The 18338-nt window shown below is 68.2% G+C and carries 16 protein-coding genes; 4 read left to right on the forward strand and 12 right to left on the reverse strand.

Features of this window, described 5'->3' with window-relative positions; translation table 11 throughout:
* Positions 1-8: 8 nt before the first annotated feature.
* The 5 genes from SYV04_RS09325 to SYV04_RS09345 are packed head-to-tail and all read right to left on the reverse strand — an operon-like array spanning position 9 to position 4105.
* Entirely contained in the window at positions 9-638 is a 630-nt protein-coding gene (locus SYV04_RS09325; protein ID WP_321545317.1) for a tetratricopeptide repeat protein, read from the reverse strand.
* Positions 635-1597, reverse strand: coding sequence for a hypothetical protein (locus SYV04_RS09330; RefSeq protein WP_321545318.1), 963 nt, complete (start codon positions 1595-1597; stop codon positions 635-637). The genes SYV04_RS09325 and SYV04_RS09330 overlap by 4 nt, the downstream gene beginning before the upstream one ends.
* Positions 1588-2775 (reverse strand): hypothetical protein, encoded by a 1188-nt coding sequence (locus SYV04_RS09335; protein ID WP_321545319.1) that lies wholly within the window; start codon positions 2773-2775, stop codon positions 1588-1590. The genes SYV04_RS09330 and SYV04_RS09335 overlap by 10 nt, the downstream gene beginning before the upstream one ends.
* Positions 2772-3413 carry a hypothetical protein gene (locus tag SYV04_RS09340; RefSeq protein WP_321545320.1) on the reverse strand — a complete coding sequence of 214 codons (642 nt, stop codon included), beginning with the start codon at positions 3411-3413 and terminating at the stop codon, positions 2772-2774. Before SYV04_RS09340 ends, SYV04_RS09335 begins: the two co-directional genes overlap by 4 nt.
* Positions 3414-3421: 8 nt before the next feature.
* Complete coding sequence (locus tag SYV04_RS09345; protein WP_321545321.1) at positions 3422-4105, reverse strand: hypothetical protein; 684 nt, start codon at positions 4103-4105, stop codon at positions 3422-3424.
* A gap of 154 nt (positions 4106-4259) precedes the next feature.
* On the opposite strand from SYV04_RS09345, the gene SYV04_RS09350 reads away from it, so the two are divergent.
* Together SYV04_RS09350 and lepB are read left to right on the forward strand one after the other, a co-directional pair.
* Entirely contained in the window at positions 4260-4589 is a 330-nt protein-coding gene (locus SYV04_RS09350) for a hypothetical protein (protein ID WP_321545322.1), read from the forward strand.
* A gap of 29 nt (positions 4590-4618) precedes the next feature.
* The gene (lepB, locus tag SYV04_RS09355; RefSeq protein WP_321545323.1) at positions 4619-5293 is read left to right on the forward strand and encodes a signal peptidase I; all 675 of its coding nucleotides are present in this window, start codon (positions 4619-4621) and stop codon (positions 5291-5293) included.
* Between the two features lie 164 nt (positions 5294-5457).
* On the opposite strand, the gene SYV04_RS09360 is transcribed toward lepB, so the two are convergent.
* Together SYV04_RS09360 and SYV04_RS09365 are read right to left on the reverse strand one after the other, a co-directional pair.
* Positions 5458-8127, reverse strand: a complete 2670-nt coding sequence (locus SYV04_RS09360) for a PQQ-dependent sugar dehydrogenase (protein WP_321545324.1) — start codon at positions 8125-8127, stop codon at positions 5458-5460.
* A 19-nt stretch (positions 8128-8146) separates the two neighbouring features.
* A complete protein-coding gene (locus SYV04_RS09365; RefSeq protein WP_321545325.1) occupies positions 8147-9766 on the reverse strand; it encodes a hypothetical protein in 1620 nt (539 codons plus the stop codon).
* 171 nt (positions 9767-9937) lie between these two features.
* Between SYV04_RS09365 and SYV04_RS09370 the strand changes: the two genes are divergently transcribed.
* Complete coding sequence (locus tag SYV04_RS09370; RefSeq protein ID WP_321545326.1) at positions 9938-11506, forward strand: LVIVD repeat-containing protein; 1569 nt, start codon at positions 9938-9940, stop codon at positions 11504-11506.
* Here the strand turns inward: SYV04_RS09370 and SYV04_RS09375 are convergent.
* Together SYV04_RS09375 and SYV04_RS09380 are read right to left on the reverse strand one after the other, a co-directional pair.
* Positions 11487-12038, reverse strand: coding sequence for a class I SAM-dependent methyltransferase (locus SYV04_RS09375; protein ID WP_321545327.1), 552 nt, complete (start codon positions 12036-12038; stop codon positions 11487-11489). The genes SYV04_RS09370 and SYV04_RS09375 overlap by 20 nt on opposite strands.
* Before the next feature lie 1196 nt (positions 12039-13234).
* Positions 13235-14035, reverse strand: coding sequence for a hypothetical protein (locus tag SYV04_RS09380; RefSeq protein ID WP_321545328.1), 801 nt, complete (start codon positions 14033-14035; stop codon positions 13235-13237).
* 54 nt (positions 14036-14089) lie between these two features.
* On the opposite strand from SYV04_RS09380, the gene SYV04_RS09385 reads away from it, so the two are divergent.
* On the forward strand, positions 14090-15442 hold the full coding sequence (locus SYV04_RS09385; RefSeq protein ID WP_321545329.1) for a hemolysin family protein: 1353 nt from the start codon (positions 14090-14092) through the stop codon (positions 15440-15442).
* Between the two features lie 8 nt (positions 15443-15450).
* Here the strand turns inward: SYV04_RS09385 and SYV04_RS09390 are convergent, their stop codons facing one another.
* Genes SYV04_RS09390 through glgA form a run of 3 tightly spaced genes read right to left on the reverse strand, consistent with a single transcriptional unit; the run spans position 15451 to position 18324 of the window.
* A complete protein-coding gene (locus SYV04_RS09390; protein WP_321545330.1) occupies positions 15451-15924 on the reverse strand; it encodes a hypothetical protein in 474 nt (157 codons plus the stop codon).
* A 5-nt stretch (positions 15925-15929) separates the two neighbouring features.
* Complete coding sequence (locus SYV04_RS09395) at positions 15930-16853, reverse strand: serine/threonine protein kinase (protein WP_321545331.1); 924 nt, start codon at positions 16851-16853, stop codon at positions 15930-15932.
* Positions 16854-16896: 43 nt separating this feature from the next.
* Positions 16897-18324, reverse strand: a complete 1428-nt coding sequence (gene glgA, locus SYV04_RS09400) for a glycogen synthase GlgA (RefSeq protein WP_321545332.1) — start codon at positions 18322-18324, stop codon at positions 16897-16899.
* Positions 18325-18338: the final 14 nt, after the last annotated feature.

An 18338-nucleotide genomic window follows, 5' to 3' on the forward strand; every position in this document is an offset into this window, starting at 1 on the left:
GAAACCTCCTACTTCCCTTGGCGCTGGAGCTCTTCCAGCTTCTTGCGAACTTCTGGATCGCTCTCGATCGCCTCGACCTGCTCGTAGATTTCGATGGCCTTGTCGCGCTCCCCCATCATCAGCAGCAGCGACGCCTTCGCGCGCAGGAACTCCGGATGAGACTTGTAGCGTTGCAGCACCACCTCGCACCACTCGAGCGCGAGCTGGTAGTTGCCACCCTTGACCGCCTCCTGCATCAGGGTGCGGGCGCGGGTGATGCTCACCTCCGGCGCGCTTTCATCGACTCGCAACCCCCTCGCGCGATAGGCCTCGATGAGCGTCGTGTCCGCCTGCGTGGGAGGCGGCGGAACCACCCGCGTCGCCGGGATGGTCTTCACATCGGGCCTCCCGGCGCCGTGCTCGATGACGATGCGCTGTCCCGTCGACAGCACCGGCACATCGACCTCGGTGATGATGTTGCCGTCGTTCCACCGGACCTTCATCACCGTGGTGGAGCCGAAGCCGAGCGGCCGCGTCAGGTTCCCCTCTTCCTTGAGCGCCGGGTGTTTCTGGGGCTCGGGCTCGATGAGGTAGTAGGTGTAGTTGCGCGCCGAGCAGGACACGAGCAGCGGCAGGATGAGGACGAAGAGTCGGCTCATGGCAGAAAGGGCAACAGAGAGACGTTCATGAGGGAGAAGCCAATCCCCACCTGGCCATTGGTGGACGCGGAGAGGGTGATGCCGTAGTTGGACCTGGCGATGGGCACGCGGACCATGAAGACCGCCGTCAGCAGCGGGTCGAGGACCTCCACGTCCTCACCGCTGATGCCGCGCACCAGGCCGGTGGGAAGGCTCATCAGGACCTTGGCGCCAACCGAGATGTTGAAGGCGCTGGGGATGACTCGGTAGTAGGCCCCTCCCAATCCGAGCACCGGATCGTACAGGGACAGCGAAAACCCGGAGAGGTTGGCGTTGGTCTCTCCCCACTGCTCCATCCAATCGAGAGAGACGTGCTGGCCGGGGTAGATCGTCACATCAAAGAAGGCGTGCGTGATGCTGTCGCCCCGAGCCCGGCGGTCGAGCTCCCGGATGAGCGAGAGGTTGCGTCGCGTCCGCGCCGAGCCGCTCATCGCCGCGTCGAAGTTCTCCGCGAGCAGGATACGGCTGTTGTGAAGATCGATGATCCGCAGCGACACACCCTCGGTCGTCTCATCGAGCCAGATGGCGGTGCGAGCGGGCGCTGAGCTGCCTCGGCTCGTTTCGTCCAAGCGGGTGATCTCGGCTGCACCCAGATTCGTCGTGACCTGCTCGACCAGGCCCTCCTGGACATAGGTGCGAGGCGCCATACAGGCGTCACAGGCGCGAAGCCCCGCGGCGCCGAAGACGCGCACCAACGTGGACAGTGCCTCGGTCGGATACCAGGTCCTCGTCTCCTCGAACGCGGGGTTGACGCTGACGACGATCGCCGGCAGGAGCTCCTTGACTCCCAAGCCCCCCTCCTCGAGCCGCAGCGTGAGGGTCTCATCGAGACGTGAGAGCGCCTCGCGGCTCGCCTCGCGCTGGGCGAGGGCCGCCGTGGGGAGCAATGCGCAGAGGAGCGCGAGCCGAGCTAGAAGCAAACCGACACCTCCACGCCCAGGGAGTGGAACTGGATGAGGCCCAGATCCAGGTAGTCGCCAATTGCCGGGGCATTGCCCATTGAAGGCAGCGTCTCCAGGAAGATTCCGGCGCCGATCCGGTTCTTGAGGCGAAGCTCGAGCCCCAACTGGAATGCGCCAAACGTCGCATCCGGCTCCAGGCCCGTGAGCTGCCCCAGGAGATCATTCAGATCCGGAACCTCTTCTTGGAAGACCAGCGCGCTCTGTCCGTGGATGGAGATCACCGAACCGCCGACGAACGCATAGAGATCGGGCCCTGTCAGTGAGCTCGTCGAGCCAGAGATGAGCCGAGAGACACGCCCTTGTGCCAGCCAGCCGACATGGAGCTCGGGCGCCCAGCTGAACCCCACCGAGAAGCTTCCCACCCACGAGCGCGCCTGGGTGAGCGAGCCTTCGACGCCAGCCTGGAGCCAGGGAAATGGCGTGGCCCGCACCGCGGCGGATCCCGTGGCGTAGGTACGTACACCGATTCGAATGGGCACCAGGTACAGGCCCCGCCCCCGCAGCGCATCGACATACTCCCGATGCGCCTCCGCCGAGCTCTTCAGGCGGTCTCCGCTGCGCAGCAGAGCCGGCGAGGAGGTCGAGGTGGAGAGCGTCTTCGCATAGATGATGGGCAACGCCGGTTCGAGGCCGGTGATGCGCGCGCGCAGCACCAGCGCGGAGCCCTCGATCTCGAAGTCGAGGAAGAGGGCGTGCCGGCTCCCAGAGAGGGTCCCCACCGTGGAGAGGGCCTCCGGCTCGTCGACCCCGCGCGCCACGATGGTGCCCTTTGCGCCTGAGTGCACCACCACGGAGGTACACTGCGGGCAGTGCGTGAGCGCGACCCGGGTGCGCGGGTTCTTCACGATGAGGGCCGCGAAGTGGTTCTCGACGAGGGCCTGCATCCCGCTGCCGAAACCGACCGGCACGCTGACGCCGGCGAGCACCACCGGGGTCTCGAGGGCGAACACGGGTTGCTCGGTCCAACCGAAGACGAGCTCGTCGAGCAGATCGTAGGCCTGGAGCTGGATCTGCGTCGCGATCTCCCCACGCAGGGCCTCCATCTGGGCTTGCTGAGCGGCTGTGATCGGCGAATCCTCCGCCTCGACGGCGGTCGGCAGCACGACGAGGAGCAAGCTCAGGAAGGCGCGTCTCACTGGAGCCATTTCCACTTGCCCTGCGCGCACAGCCCGGCATGGAGCTGGGTCTCTCGCTCGTCGACCAGCATCACCCCCAAGAAGACGTCCCGCTCCGTGAGCACGCCCTCGGCGAAGTAGCGCGCGCAGGCCAGCGGGTAGGCCTGGTTCGGGGGCAGCTTCCACAAGACCGCGATGTCCCCGGCAGCGAGCACGGGCACCCGGTCCGAGACCTTGCGGCCGCGCTCGACGAGCGCTGTCCTCGCGGCCACGGAGATCTTCGCCGCCACCGCCGGCTGCGGATAGAAGGCATCCACGTGCCAGGTGAGTTCACCCGCCTCGTGGGCGCTCGCGATCTGGGTGATGTCGCCCACCGACTGGCGGAGTGAAGCGAGGATCACCTCGTCTCGGGCCGGCCGCTCGCCGATGCGCATGAAGCGCCTGGAACAGGCGAGCGCATCGGTGACCTCCCACGTGCCTCGGGCTGACGGTTCGGGGACCTGCTCCGGAAAGCGCTCGTGAGCCTCGGCCTGGCTGAGGCGCGTGCATTCGAGGTTCCGGGCTTCTTCCTTGCTCTGGAAGATCCCCGGGGATGGGTCGTAGGCCCGTCCCATGAAGACCGGCAGAGGCATCAGGAGCATGATCAGAAGGGTCTCCATCGGTCTCTCTACGGGGAGGGCTGAGCCTCTTGAGCTCGGGGCGGCTCCTCGAAGCCGCGCATCACCCATGAACGCATGCGTGCATTGAACGCGAGCTGGCTGAGCTGCCCGTGGAAGTCTTTCGAGAAGTCCTTCTTGGGCGCGTCGCCCGTGAGATCCTCCTCATCGGAGCGAACGAGCAGGTCCAGCGTGCCGTTCACCGCCCAGAGGCCGACACCGCAATAGCGCACGAAGCGCCCTTGCAAGGTGTCCGAGGCGAGCAGAAAGCCGCTGGAGTCCCGAATCGTGATCTCCTGAGAGAACGTAGACTCGGTGATGGCGGGTACGAGCGTGAGGGTCAGCCCCGACAAGGCCCACAGGAGCGCGCTGTTCTCCTCGTGTACCAGCCGGGCTTTCAGATCGATGATCAGATCGGGCTTCTTCCCCCCTTGGTCATCCCGGGTGGACCTGCCTGCGCGCGGGACCTCGACCTCGACCTCGGCGCCCTGGTTCGCGAAGAGCGAGCGGACGTTGCGGCAGAGCTGCTCGGCATCATCCGGCTGGAGGTAGTCGCCGGGGATGCAGCGGACCAGCATGCGTTGCCCCTCGAAGTTGGCGACCCGCGGGTCCACCACCACCGGGCGCTGCAGCGAGACGAGGGGTTGGTAGACCGTCACGCAGCCCGAAGACAGCACGGCCAGGAGCCATGGCACGCAGGCGCGGAACCACACACGAACGGAGTGCCGGCTTGTGCTGAGAGGGCGGGGGGGCACGTGCCCCCCGCGAGCAACAATCGCGCCAACTTGCAGTGATAGAGCCATGAATTGCCCTGCGCGCCCCGCAGGCTGGGAGAGAACCGCGACACCCATGTCCTGGTTTCAAGCCTTCTGGGCCATCTTGGTGGACGAAAGAAGAGACTACCAGACGCTAGGAGCGCTCGCTGCTGCCCACCTGCTGGGGCTCGACCTGGGCGAGGTGCCGCACGAGGTGACGCACGCCGTTCCTGGTCAGGCTCGCCAGCCCTCCAGGGCACCGGCCGAGGGGTTTGCGCTCGAAACGCTGCCGGGGCTCGGCCACGATGCCGCCCAGGAGGAGGCGAACAATGAACGTCTCGAGCACCGCGCGTTCGACAACGGGCTCCTCTTCGTGCGCTACAGGGTCCTCAGCCGAGGCAATGGCCAGCCGCCTGCGACGTAGCGTCCTCCGACAGCGTGTGAGGAGAACCGATGGACCGTGCTCGCTCGAAGCCACCGTCGAAGCGGTGGGTGAAGTACCTGGCCGACCTGGCCTTCTTCGCCATCCTCTTGGTGGGCCGTGGCAGCTTCGCGGACCACTACCATGTGCCCTCGGGCTCAATGGAACCCACGCTCCAGGTGGGCGATCGCCTCGCGGTGGACAAGAGCGCCTACGGGCTGCGCATCCCGCTCACTCACGTCTGGCTGACCGAGAAGGCCCCTCAACGAGGGGACGTGGTCGTCTTCGACTCTCCGGCGGACGGCAACGTGCTGGTCAAACGCCTGGTGGGGCTTCCGGGCGACCGCATCGCCTTCGATGGTGTGAACCTCATCCTCAACGGCCAACGCGTGCCTCAGGGCTTCACGCAGGAGGACGCGCGCATCGAATATCTGCCGGGAGCGCCCCACCCGCTCCACCCCGAGCCCGACCAGGGGCCTCCGCTGAGAGTGGTGGAGGTGCCCCCGCGGCACTACCTGATGCTCGGCGATCACCGGGGCAACTCGGCGGACAGCCGCAGCTTCGGATTCGTTCCCCGGGAGAACCTGCTCGGCCGCGCGGTGGCCGTTTACTACAGCCCGCGAGAGGGACTCTCTGGCAGCGATCGCTGGTGGATTCCCCTGCGCGCAGTGGATGGCTCGGAGAGCGACCCTCGCCTCACGCGGTAGACACCGAAGCGCGTTCAGCACTCACCTCATTCCGCAGGCAGGTCTTCGTAACCAGCCTCGCGCAGTAACTGGCGCGTAGCTCCAGCGTCGCCAGAAACGCGCGCACTGACTGGGTTCCTGGTGGAGGGAGTGGAAGCGCCGCGCAAGCCGCGACGCTTCCCCTTTCAGCTCCGCTTCCGACGCAGCACCAGGAGCAGCCCCAGCCACGCCAGCGCGCCGCCAGGACCCGCCGCTCCGCAGCCACAGCCTTCCGACTCTTCCGCCGGAGACTCCGTCCCAGTGCCCGCATCCGGTGGCCCGGGGACAACACACGGCGCTTCGCCCACGCACACCCGGACCTCGGCCTCGGCGGTCTTCCCCGCGGTGTCGTAGACGACCAGGCGGACCTGGTGGAACCCAGGCGTCAGCGATGACGTGTCCCACAAGTTGTGCGCACCGCCATAGTGGTAGTGCCCGGAGTTCTGCGCATCCGTGCTCCCCAACACTCCGTCCACGTAGAACTCCGCCTTCGTGCAGCCCACATCGTCCACGCAGTCCCCGAAGAACTCCGCCATCGCGACCATCACCTGCTCCCCGTCCACGGGACGCGTGAGCACCGCGCGCGGAGGCTCATCCTCCTTCACGAGGATCTGGAAGGACTGGGTCGCGTCCGGGCGCACCCCGTTGCTCGCGACCACGACCATGTCCACCGTGCCCACCGCCGCCGGCGTCCACTCGAGGTCGCCACTGGAGGCGTTCATGATCGGGCCCTGCACGCTGCTCGTCAGCGAGAACGTGGGCGCGGGGAGTCCCTCAGCAACCACCTTATAGTGATACGGCGCCCCCACCACCGCCGACGTCGCGGGCGTGGATAGGATTGCCGGAGGCAGGAGTTCATTGTCCTGCACGGTGACGGACACCGCGCGCGCATCCCCTCCCCCCGTAGCCACGGTGAGCGTGGCGGTGTCCACGACGTTGTCATCATCCTCCGCGGCCGCGACAGTGATGATCTGCGGAGTGCTCCAGTTGGCCGTAGTGAAGGTGAGGGTCGCTCCGCTGGTGACCGTGATGTCCGCATCCCCCTCCGTCCGCACCACCGTGACAGTGACCGTGCGCTGCGGAGACTTCGAGAGCGCCACCGACAGGGTCGCGCTCTGCCCTTCGATAATCCTCAAGGCCGCGGACTCCAGCACCAGCCGCGCCGTGTTGTCATCGATGGACACCACCCGGACCGTCTCGGAGCTCAACCCTTGTGCGGACACCGTGAAGGTCGCGTTGTCCGGCGTCGCGTCCGCGTCCTCGACCGCGCCCAGGGTGACGAGCTGAAGCTGGTTCCAGTTGTCCGGCGTGAAGGTGAGCTGCGCGCCACTCTCCACCGAGAGATCCTCGTCACCCGAGGCTCGCGCCACGTTGACGCGGACCTCCGCCGCGGGGGCCTCGGACAGCCGCACCGTGAACACGGACTTGCCGCCTTCGACGATGGCCAGGTTCAGCGCCGAGACGATGAGCTTCTGCCCGGAGGCGGGGGGCAGGATCCGCTTGATGTTGCCCGAGGTGACGCCCACGACGTACAGCGCGCCATCCGGCCCCACCTCCATGTCCACGGCCTGGTTGAAGCCCGTGCCCCACGAGTCCACGGTGGCCACCGTGCCATCCGCAGCCAACGTCGCGCGCACCAGCCTTCCAGAGTTGTAGTCCCCAAAGAGGAAGTTTCCCCGGTAGTCGCTCGGAAAGAGCGTGGAGTCATAGAAGGTCCCCCCCGTGATGGAGCCTCCCAGGTTCTGCGTCACCGCCGTGCCTCCCCCACTCGTCGCATCCGCTCCTGCCTGCGCCGCCGTCCATGTCGTGCCACTCGGGATACTGGCCACATAGAAGTCCCTGTTGAAGCTCGCGTTCCCCACACCGGCCACCGTGAGCTTCTCGCCCTTGCGAAAGCCGTGAGCCTCCGTGGTGGTGAAGGTGACGATGCCTCCGCTCCGCACGGCGCCCCCCGGGGTGAGGGTGCGCGTGTCCGTGCCGTTGGTGCGGTACTTGATGACTGGGGTGATGTAGCCCGCGGGCTGGTTGTTCTCGAAGTCGTTGTAGCCGGCGTGATCGCTCCTGCCAGGAACGAAGATCTGCTCATAGCCCGTGCCCACGGAGTTCACCCACAGCCTCCCGGTGCCAGGCTGGAACGTGAAGGTGAAGGGGTTCCGGAAGCCGCGCGCCCAGACGTACTCGCTGTTGGGACCCACGCCATCGTAGAAGGGGTTGTCGTTGGCGGGAGTGCCGTCCAGGTTGGCGCGGCTCACCTTGGACGCCATCGAGGTGAGATCCGTGTCCACCCCCGTGCCGTTGCCCAGATCCCCGATGGCCCAGTACAGCTTTCCATCCAGGCCGACGCCAATCGCTCCACCATCATGGTTCTGCCCGACAGTCGGCAGATTGTCGACGAGCACCGTACGCGCCGTGCCCACGCCGTTGGCGTCCGTGTAGCGGATGATTTGCTGCTTGGTGTTGGTGGCCGTGATGAACAGGTAGACGTAGCGGTTGACGGTGTAGTTCGGATCGAACGCAATCCCGATGAGGCCACACTCGCTGCTGGTGTGGACGGTCTCCGAGGCGAACTGCGCCGTGGACAGCGTCGCGCCCTGCGTGACGAGAGCCCCATCGCGCATCGTCGCGACGAGCACCCTGCCGTTCTTGTTGGTGATGAAGAGCCGCCCCGAGCCATCAGGTGCCCAGGCCAGTCCCGTGGCGGGAGCCAAAGCGGAGGAGCTGTACACCGTCTCCTGGAAGCCCGTGGGAACCGCTGCAAGCACGGGAGACGCCAGGAGCCCCAGGAGAAGCAGATAGGCACGAGGAGAAGAGGGCATGCGCCATCCTATCCCTAGCCTAACGCTTGCCCTCCGAATTCCTGCCCTCGAGGTTCTCGGCCTTCGACTCACGCAGGAGCTGCCTCGCCACCGTTTCCGCGGGCTGCTTCTTGCCACAGGCGCCTGGCGTCTGGCTGAAGTCATACACCCGGGGCTTGGGGATACAGACAGGGTTGCGCCGGGCGGGATCCGCGAGCAGTTCCTGGAGCAGCGCTTCCATCTTCCGCCACTCCCGCGCCTCCTTCAGCAAGGCGGCGACCCGCAGTGTCGCTTCGAGCCGCGGCCCCTGAGCCGCCTCGAGTCGAGCAGCGGAGGTCTCCGCCGCCAGCGCCTCCAGCCCCGCGGTGTACAGCCGCAACGCCTCGGGCGCGTCTCCTGTCTGATCCGCGAGCGCGCCGAGCATCAGCAACACCTCGGAGCAGCCCACCAGCGCGGTGTCCGGGGCGGAGGAGACAGGGCGCAGCAACTCCTGGACGAACGGGCGCTGCTCCTTGGCGTCGCGCAGAAGCGCTTCGAGGCTTCGGGTGGCTTGGGCGCGAAGCAAGGCTCGCGACGATCCGCAGAATGGCAGCGCCTGCCAGAGTTCCTGAGCCAACTCGGCCTGCGCGGTGAACCTGGCGAGGGCGCCGTCGGCTCGGAGGCTTGCGTCGCGCGCGATGAACGTCTTGCCGAACTCGGCCGCCGCGCCTCCGCGACTGAGTAGCTCTCCCGCGGCCAGGGCTCGCACGGGAGCAGCGGGGTGGCCTTCCTCCAGCACACGCAGGGCGTAGTCCCCGGCCAGGTCCGGCAACCGGCGCTTCAGCACCTGGAGGATCTGGGCATCCCGCTCCGGCGCTCCCCATGGGAGGCGAATCAGCCCTCGCAGCTCCTCCTGCGAGCCGCTGGCCCCCAGCGCATCCACGGCGATGGGGAGCAGGGCACGAGGGCTCGGTGAGTCCTGGAGCATCACCAGCCAGAAGCTGCGTAGCTCCAGGTTGCCCTTGGTGGGACCTCCCGAAGACAGTCCCCACAGCTCATCGGCGATGCGCAGGCGCTCGGCCTCTTCGGTATGGGTTCGGAACAGGCGCCGCAGCTCGGCTGACTCCTGGGCGAGCGCGGTGGGCTCTCGCTGGAACAGTCCCACCCACGGCAGCTTCACGACGATATGCCGCGACTCCCCTCCCCCACCGACCGGAGCACGGACCGGCAGCGTCACGGAGAAGCCGTCCTCCTCGCTCCGCGCCTCGCGTGCCCATCCCTCGCTGTCACACCGAGCCAGGGACAGCCGGCGGAGTTCGGACGGAGTCAGCAGCTTGTCGAGAGGCCAGATTCCAAGCTCCCACCCCCGGGCATCCAGCAGGGTGAGCGCCGCGGGGGTACGCCCGAGCAGGAGGACCTGGGGCCTCCCCGAGGCGAGGACGACATCCTCCGGGCCGTAGGTCCCCTCGAGGTTTCGCGTCCAGAGGAGCCTGCCCGTGCGCAGGTCCCGCAGCGACATCGTCGCGCCGGGGTTGCGGCTCTGACGGCTCAACACCTGGGCCAGCTCATGGCGCCCATCCGGGGAGCGCTTCTTCCAGGGCCAGGGCATCCTCGGACTGCACGCCATCGCCACCCCCGGCCCCAGGAGCAGCAGCATCGCAAGCAGCCTGCCCCAGATCATGGGAGTACCTCCTGGGAGAGCCTGGACGAGAAACGTCGGCGCATGAACAGGGACGCTACCCTCCTGGAGCGCGGCATGTCACCGGAGGGAGGGTGGGACAGGGGCCCGTTCGCCCGACGCCGTGGCATCGGGCAACATGGAGCGTGAAGGACGCCCTGGAGGAGAGCCCGCATGCCGTTCATCCGTTCCCTGTTGCTGCTGCTCGCGCTGCCGTTGGCCCTGAGCGCCTGCAAGGACGAGTCGCCGCCGCAGGGACAGGAGCCCGAGGTCCCCCTGGGGCCGGTGGAGGCGGGCGACTGGGAGGACACGGGCCCCTTCGCCGAGTGCCCGATTCGCTCGGGGGAGTGCGGCTCCCTGGAGACCTTCGAGGTGTCCGCGTGCGCCCCGGGCACGCTTTCGGGCTTCACCCCGGACGGCGTCTACACCGTGCAGATGCGCTACGCGAGCGCCAGCGTTGGAGGCTTCCGGACAACTGCGATGGGGCTCTCCTCCAGCGGAGGCCCGGAGTTTCTGGGCCCGATGGATGTGGAGGCCCGGGAGGTGGACTCCGACACGGTCTTCTACCGAGGCCGGCGGGAGACGAGCACCGGCCCGAGCACCCGAAGCTTCTTCGGCTGCCGCATGCCGGGGGCGGACCAGCTGCAGGGCTGCTTCGATGAGTGTCTCAACGGCAAGCGCACCTCGCGCGGCACCTTTCAAGCGCGGCGCGTCTCTCCCGCGCCCGGCGAGGCGGTGGCCTCCGGGCTCTCGCTCATCTCCGAGACACGGATGAAGAACCCAAACATTCCGCTCGCGGGGCTCGCGGGCATGCCGGTGGACGTGTACGTGACGAAGAAGCACGCCTACGTTGTGTCCCTGGGGGGGGGGCTGTTCGTCTACGACGTGGAGTTCCCGGAGCGACCCGTGTTCCAGACGCAGGTCTACAGGAGCCAGGACACCTACTGGAACGGCGTCTGGGCCAAAGGGGATGCGCTCTACGTGGCCAGCGCCAACCGAGGCATCCTGGTCTTCGACATCCGCGACCCGGGCGCGCCGACGCTGGTGCGCAACGTGCCCGCGGGCGCCACGAACGTGCATACCGTCTTCGTGTCGGGGGACCTGCTCTTCGGCACCGCGCAGGAGCCGGACTCGGCGGTGCTGGTGTTCGACGTGAAGGAGCCGCTCCAGCCCGTGCTGATCGCCAAGTTCCAGGCCCAGGGCAGCTCGGATGTCGGGCCACACGACCTGTTCACCTTCGAGGATCGCCTGTACGTCAACTTCTGGAGCACGGGCTACGTCGTGGCGGGCCTGGAGCGTCCGGACGCGCCGAACGAGCTGGGCCGCTACCGCTACGAGTACGCCACCAGCCACGCGAACGCGGTGGGCCGTTTCGGAGACCGGCTCATCGCCTTCGAGGGAGGCGAGGGCTGGGGCGCGCACCTGCGGGTGCTGGACGTGACGGACCCGGCCCACATCTCACTCATCGGCGAGTGGCGGACGCACGAGCACATCTCCATCCACAACATGGTGTTGGTGGGGACGAAGCTCTACGTGGCGCACTACCATGACGGGGTGCGCGTGTTGAACGTGTCCGTGCCGGAGACGCCGCGCGAGGTGGCGCACTTCAACACCTTCCGGGCGACGGATGAGGGGCGAGGCACCAGCTTCTACGACGGCGCCGTCGGCATCCGCGTACCAGGGGATGGGTACGTGTACACGGTGGACACCTCGCGCGGGCTGCTCATCCTGCGCGAGGAGTGAGCGGAGGCTCGACGGCGTAGAGGTAGATGGGGGTGCGGTACAGGTCATCCACCATGAGCGTGCGCAGGGGCGTCCATCCCCGGAGCGCGAAGGTGTGACTGAGGACGCGCGCGCCCGGAGCCAGCTCCGCGAGCAGCTTGGGCGCCAGGCGCGTCATGGCGCCCGGGAAGAGGTAGCAGACGACGAGCGAGGCGCCAGTGAAGGAGGCGCGGAAGAAGTCCTGGCGCCGCAGCTCGAGGTTGGGACGCGGGGCGAGGCGCTGACGCAGCCAGCAGAAGGCGAACGGCAGCGGCGACAGCTCGAAGGCCACCACCCGGGCACGGGGGCAGCGATCCGCCACCGCGAAGGCCAGCGTCCCCCAGCCAGCGCCCAGCTCGAGCACGGTACCCTCAAGCTCGGAGTCAATCAGGGGCAGCAGCTGGCGGCGCACCTTGCCCAAGGTGGGCATGGGCGAGATGCCCGTGCGCAACGAGTAAAAGACGATGGAGAGCATGCCCCCGAGGAGGAGGGCCAGCAGAAGCAGGAAAATCATGGGGCCAACACAAGGGCTGGCGGCAGCGTACCCGCCACGGAGCCGCATGCTAATGTCTAACGACGACGTGCCCTCTGGAGCGGGAGGCATGCGATGCGCGGACCGCACGTGGCGACCGGGTTGATCCTCCTGGTGAGCATGCTGGGTTGCCCCCATACCTTCAAAAAGGGAGGCACCCTCGACCGAGCAGCCCACGAGGATGTGGAGGAGATGCTTGAAGAAGATCCATGTCCTCCCAAGGACCAGCTCCAGCAGCACTGTGCCGAGCAGCCAGACCCGATGGCCTGCATTGAAAGGTGTCGCGAGCAGTGAACTGGCGCGTCGCGGGTGGTGTCCTGGCAGGGCTACTCCTCGTGGTGCCCTGGGTGGTGCTCTTCCGCGGACTCATGCCAGGGAAGCAGCACACGCTGTCCGCCTGGGAGAAGAACGTCAGTCCGGTGCTTTCTCCAGAGGAACGCCTGAGCCGGGCGACGTACTGGCGCGACTGCACCCGAAGCGAGGAGTGTGAGGCGCCTCTGGGCTGCCTGACCTCGCCACGTCTCAAGAAACATTTCTGCACAGACAGCCGGTGCGAGACGGACGCTCAATGCCAGGAGGGCAGCACCTGCCAGTTGCTTCGCACCGAGGGTGCCGGCCCCTGGGTACGCCTCTGCCGAACCGTAGGAGTCCGCAAGGAGGGAGAAGGGTGCGACGACCTTCTCGCGCACAACCGAGAGGAAGCGTGTGAACGAGGGCTGGCATGTGGTCTGGGTTTCTGTGGACGTCCCTGCCAGATGGATGACCCCACGAGCTGCCACGAAGGCTTCTTCTGCGTCCAAGTCCCCGATACGCAGCCTACCTGCCTGCCGACATGTGAAGGACGCGGGTGTTCCCCTGGACAGGCTTGCGTCAGGAGATCATCGGGCGCCTCGGAGTGTGCGGTGGTGTCCGGCACCCCGTGTCAGGAGACACCTTGCCCGACGGGACAGGAGTGCCACGTGCGCAGCAAACCCGCACGCCCTGGAGAAGTACACATGACGTGCGAGCAACGCTGCGGCGCGGAGTCCCCACCCTGCCCAGAGCGCCACACGTGTTACGGCGGGTATTGCTGGCGGACTTGCGATCCCCACGATGCCAACTCTTGCGGCCCTTCCTCCGAATGTCTGCCCGGAGCTCCGGGCCAACCTGGGTTGTGCCTGGTGGAGTGGTAGCGCCGCCTACCGCGAGGGCGTCCCGCGCTTGCGCTTGCCCGGCTTCTCCATGATCTCCACGGGGATCACCCCGGCATCCAATGGCTCCGTCCCTGCATCGGGCGCGGCGGGGGCCTCCACCTTCACGCGGTCCTCCAGGGGCACCCGGCCCACTGATTGGCGGAACAGTTCCCACAGCGCGCGCCGATGGCCCTCGGGCGTCGTCGTCCCCTGGAGGATGATGCCGGCGCCGCTGTAGCGCGCCTCCAGCCCCAACTCCTTCAGGAAGGGCGTCAGCACCGAGAGCTGCTCCTGGAGGGCCGGCAGCTCGAAGGTCAGCTCCAGCTCCCGTGCCAGCCAGGCGTCCGTCTGGAAGAGCGCCAGCAACGCCCTGCGACAGGCGGAGTCCTTCACCGTGGCGACCAGCGAGCGCTCGGGAGCCTCTTTCGCCTGCAGCCCAGGGCACGCCTTGCGCGCGGCCGCGAGCAGCTCCGGCGCCTCTTCGGCCACAGGCCGGCTCCCCGGCCCGGTGACGGTCAGCCGCCAGACGGCGAACTTCCCCTCCGCATAGAGGAGCATGAGCGTGCGCCCCGGGCGCTTGCCCGTCATCAGCAGCTCACTGCTCTCCCGCAGCACCTCCACGGTGGCCACGGAGGTGTCCTCCACCTCCGCCCAGTCCACGGCGGTGAGCTTGTGGAACCGGTCGGCCCCGCTCTCCACGGAAAATGCCTGGTCCACGGGCCAGGCGGGGGCTTGCACGGGCAGCAGCAGCAGGGCGGCGAGCAGGACGCCCCCCAGCCCCGCCCTGGAGAAGACAGGTGCGGACATCAGGCCTCCGCCGAAGTGGTGCGACCCCTTAGCACAGGTTAAGAAGGGGGCTCCATGCCTACCTGGGCTCTCTGGGCCGCCTGCCTGGCCCTCTGCTTCCTCCGCGCCTTCGTGGCTGCCGCTGAGTCCGCGCTCTACGGAACCTCCGACCTGCGCGCCCAGGAACTCGCGGAGGAGACTGGCCGCGCCGGCCGCCGGGTGGTGCGCCACAAGACCGAGCGCGAGGCCACCGCCACCGCCCTGCGTCTGGGCTCGGTGCTCAGCGGCTTCCTGGCCGCCGCCATCGGCGCCCTGGCCCCGCCGCGGATGCTGGACTTCAACCGCCTGGGAGACGACGCCTGGCTCCCAGTCGCCACGGTGACGGCCGGCGCTCTCTTCGTCGGCGTGCTGGCCAGCCTCATGGAAGTCACCCTGCGCGGCCTGGCCAACGGCAACCCGGAGCGCTGGGCCCTGCGCCTGTCCGGGCTCGTCTCCGCCCTTGTCTTCCTCTTCTATCCGCCCATGCGCATGCTGCTGGGGGTGCTCAACCTCGTGGCGCGCACCTTCGGCCGCACCCTGCGCTTCGAGCCGCCCCCGCCCCCTCTGGAGGAGCTCGAGAAGCTTCTGGCCGCGCAGGCCGCCAATGACGAGGTGGACAAGAGCGCCCCGCAGCTCATCCGCTCCATCTTCGAGCTGTCCGACAAGCGCTGCCGGGACGTGATGGTGCCGCGCACCGACGTCGTCACGGTGGACATCTCCACCCCGCCCACCGAGGTGCTGCGCCTGCTGGCCGAGGAGAGCCACTCGCGCATCCCCGTCTACCGCGACGATGTGGACCACATCGTCGGCATCCTCCACGCGCGCGACCTCATTCCCCTGCTCCAGCACCCGGAGCTCATCGTCCTGCCGGACGTCATCCGTCCCGCCAACTTCGTGCCGTGGATGAAGCCCATTGGCGACCTGCTGCGCGAGATGCAGAAGAAGCGCATCCACATGGCCATGGTGGTGGACGAGTACGGCGGCTTCATGGGCGTCGTCACCCTGGAGGACATCCTCCGTGAAATCGTCGGCGACATCGGCGACGAGTTCGAGGTGGAGGAGAAGCACGTGGAGAAGCAGCCCGACGGCAGCTTCATGGTGGACGCCTCGCTGGAGGTGGAGCACTTCACCCAGGCCTTCGGCTTCGCGCTGCCCGAGGGAGACTTCGACACGCTGGGCGGCTTCCTCTCCTCGCTCGCTGGCCACCTGCCAGACGTAGGCGAGCGCTTCACCTATGGCGGCTGGCAGTTCACCGTCGCCGCGAAGGAAGGCGCCCGCATCGATCGGGTGCGGCTGGCCCGCCTCAAGGGCACCCCTACCGCCCCCGGCAAGGACAAGGACGGCCGCGGGGACGGGCGCTCCGAGTCCGCGCCTCCCGCCAAGGCCTGAGCAGGGCCCTACTCCAGCACGGCCTCCGGCACCGGCACCCACTCCAGCCGCAGCGCTCGCTCGGCGTGGAAGGGGGCCCGCCGCTCCGTGCCCTCGCCATAGCGAAAGCGTGCCCCGCCGCGCAGTCCCACCTGCAGGGGCCGGCTCCCCTCCGTCTTCGTCACCGCCTCGCTGACGAGCGGGAAGGACAGCGCCACCGCGTGCGGCAGCCCGTTCGCGCCCAGCGGCACCTCCACCTGCTGCAGCCCCGCGGACAGGCGACGCCCCTCCACCCAGAGCTCGAAGTCCACCCCGGTGAGGGTGGCGAGTTCCGAGGCGGGGTTGCGCACCTCCAGCTTCAGCGAGAGCAGGCCGGTACCATCCTGCGCGAAGGAGAGTTCCAGCGTCTCCACCCGCACCGCCCGATCAAAGGCCTCCGGCCGCCACGGCACCCCGTGGCACCCAGCCAGCAGCAGCGCCAGCCCCAGGGCCGAGGCGCGCATCCTCATCACCCGCCCAAGAGCGGCCGCAGCGCATCCACCGAGAGCGGCCACCCGGCGCGACCGGCCAGCACCTCGAGCGCCTTGCTGAACTCGGCGGCCGTCTGGAAGCGGCGCTCCTTGTCCGTGAAGAGCGCTTTGCGCACCACCCGCACCGCGTAGTCCGGCAGCCCCAGGTCCAGCGAGGACAACAGCGGCGCCCGCGCGTCCCGCACCCGGTGCATCAGCTCCGCCTCGCCTCCTCCTTCCGTGCCGTACAGGCGCCGGTTGGAGAACAGCTCCCAGAGGATGACGCCCACCGCGTACAAGTCACTGCGCGTGTCCACCGCCAGCCCCAGCACCTGCTCCGGGCTCATGTACGCCATGGTGCCGCGCAGCGCGCCGGCCTCGCCCTGCATCAGCCCCTCCACCTCGGCCACGCCGAAGTCGGTGAGCTTCACGTCCCCCGCCACGCTGAGCAGGACGTTGGCGGGGTTGATGTCGCGGTGGACGATGTTGGCGCCGTTCTCCCCCACCTTGGCGCGGTGCAGGTAGTCCAGCGCCTTGAGCAGGCACCAGGCGATGTAGCAGCAGGCCTCGGGCGGCATCGCCGTGCCGACCTTCATCAGCAGCCCCTGCATGAAGCCCAGGGTCCGGCCGCTCACCAGCTCCTGCACCATCAGGTAGTCCTGCCCCGCCCGGAAGAGGCGGAAGGTGCGGACGATGTTGGGGTGGCGCAGGCGCACGGTGAGCTTCGCCTCGTCCACGAAGGCCTTCACGTACGCGGCATCCGCGCGGAACGAAGGGTGGAGCCGCTTGAGCACCACCTCCTCCGGCTCGCCCGGAGAGCGCTGCGTCGTGGGGCGGGCGCGAGCCTGGTACACCTCCGCCATTCCGCCCACGGCCAGGCGACCGATGACCTCGTAACCTCCCAGCTCCAGCGCGTCCGCCACGCTCGCAGCCTACCGCGCCTGAGCCCCTCGCCCCACTATTCAGTTAGGACTTGAGCAGCGAGTGGAACAGCCCCTCGTACCGGCGCGCCGAGGTGGCCCAGGAGAAGTCCCGCTTCATGCCCCGGTGCCGGAAGGCTTCCAGCCGGGGCGGATCCGCGTACAGCGCCAGCCCCCGCCGGATGGCCGCCAGCAGGGCCGCCCGGTGGAACGCCTCGAAGAGGATGCCGTTGCCGTCCAGCCCGCCCTCCACGGTGTCCACCAGCCCTCCGGTGGCCCGGACAATGGGTACGGTGCCGTAGCGCAGGGAGTACATCTGGTTGAGGCCACACGGCTCGTAGCGGCTGGGCATCAGGAAGAAGTCCGCCCCGGCCTCCACCAGGTGGGACAGCTCCCGGTCGAAGCCGAGGTAGACGGCCACCTGCTGGGGAAAGCGCTCCTGGAGCGCCCGCAGCCCCTCCTCATAGTGCCCCTCGCCGCTGCCCACGGCCACGAAGCGGATGTCGGCCTGGAGCGCGGTGGGCATCACGTCCAGCAGCAGGTCCACGCCCTTCTGGTACGCCAGCCGGCTGACGATGCCGAACACCGGCGCGTCCCCCGGCGGCAGCCCGGAGCGCTGGAGCAGCTCGCGCTTGCACACCGCCTTGCCCGCCATGTCGTCCAGGCGGTAGCGCGCCGGCAGCACCGGGTCCTTCTCCGGGTTCCACTCCTCCGCGTCGATGCCATTGAGGATGCCGCTGAGCCGCCCCTGGTGCCGGCGCAGGAGCCCATCCAGGTTGCAGCCCAGCTCCGGCGTCTGGATCTCCTTGGCGTAGGTGGGAGAGACGGTGGTGATGGCGTCCGAGAAGACCAGGCCCGCCTTGAGGAAGTTCACCGTGTCGTGGAACTCGAGCCCGTCATCCGAGGTGAACAGGTCCCACGGCAGCCCCAGCTCCCCCATGATGTCCTTACCGAACTGCCCCTGGTAGGCCAGGTTGTGGATGGTGAAGACGGCGCGAGAGCGCTCCAGCGGGGTGCCCTGGAAGCCGCGCCGCAGCGCCACCGCGGCCAGCCCCGTCTGCCAGTCATTGAGGTGGACGATGTCCGGGATGAAGTGCAGCCGCTGGGCCGCCTGCAGCGCGCCCATGCTCAGGTAGGCGAAGCGCCGGTGGTTGTCGCCGAACTCGCCGTGCGCATCACCGTAGATGCCGCCCCGCTCGAAGTAGTGCGCGTTCTCCAGGAAGAGCACCTCGTGGCGCTCCGAGAGCCGGACCGACAGCACGGCGCCCCGCTCCTCGCCGAAGGGAAAGCGCAGCACCACCGTGTGGCCCGTGGGCTGGATGCGCGCGTCCCGGATGCTCGCGTAGCGCGGGGTGACCACCTTCACGTCATGGCCGAGCGCGGCGAGTGCCGCCGGGAGGGCCCCGGCCACGTCCCCGAGGCCGCCCGTCTTGGAGAACGGGGCCACCTCCGAGGAGATGAACAGAATCTTCATTCCCGAAAGATGAC

Origin of the sequence: Hyalangium ruber, assembly GCF_034259325.1 — a bacterium.
Classification (GTDB): Bacteria; Myxococcota; Myxococcia; order Myxococcales; family Myxococcaceae; genus Hyalangium_A; species Hyalangium_A rubrum.

What these genes read in the sequence shown, in the direction of transcription:
- SYV04_RS09325 (WP_321545317.1), bottom strand. Translation starts at nt 638, where the DNA reads ATGAGCCGACTCTTCGTCCTCATCCTGCCGCTGCTCGTGTCCTGCTCG.
- SYV04_RS09340 (WP_321545320.1), bottom strand. Translation starts at nt 3,413, where the DNA reads ATGGAGACCCTTCTGATCATGCTCCTGATGCCTCTGCCGGTCTTCATG.
- SYV04_RS09350 (WP_321545322.1), top strand. Translation starts at nt 4,260, where the DNA reads ATGTCCTGGTTTCAAGCCTTCTGGGCCATCTTGGTGGACGAAAGAAGA.
- lepB (WP_321545323.1), top strand. Translation starts at nt 4,619, where the DNA reads ATGGACCGTGCTCGCTCGAAGCCACCGTCGAAGCGGTGGGTGAAGTAC.
- SYV04_RS09360 (WP_321545324.1), bottom strand. Translation starts at nt 8,127, where the DNA reads ATGCCCTCTTCTCCTCGTGCCTATCTGCTTCTCCTGGGGCTCCTGGCG.
- SYV04_RS09365 (WP_321545325.1), bottom strand. Translation starts at nt 9,766, where the DNA reads ATGATCTGGGGCAGGCTGCTTGCGATGCTGCTGCTCCTGGGGCCGGGG.
- SYV04_RS09370 (WP_321545326.1), top strand. Translation starts at nt 9,938, where the DNA reads ATGCCGTTCATCCGTTCCCTGTTGCTGCTGCTCGCGCTGCCGTTGGCC.
- SYV04_RS09375 (WP_321545327.1), bottom strand. Translation starts at nt 12,038, where the DNA reads ATGATTTTCCTGCTTCTGCTGGCCCTCCTCCTCGGGGGCATGCTCTCC.
- SYV04_RS09380 (WP_321545328.1), bottom strand. Translation starts at nt 14,035, where the DNA reads ATGTCCGCACCTGTCTTCTCCAGGGCGGGGCTGGGGGGCGTCCTGCTC.
- SYV04_RS09385 (WP_321545329.1), top strand. Translation starts at nt 14,090, where the DNA reads ATGCCTACCTGGGCTCTCTGGGCCGCCTGCCTGGCCCTCTGCTTCCTC.
- SYV04_RS09390 (WP_321545330.1), bottom strand. Translation starts at nt 15,924, where the DNA reads ATGCGCGCCTCGGCCCTGGGGCTGGCGCTGCTGCTGGCTGGGTGCCAC.
- glgA (WP_321545332.1), bottom strand. Translation starts at nt 18,324, where the DNA reads ATGAAGATTCTGTTCATCTCCTCGGAGGTGGCCCCGTTCTCCAAGACG.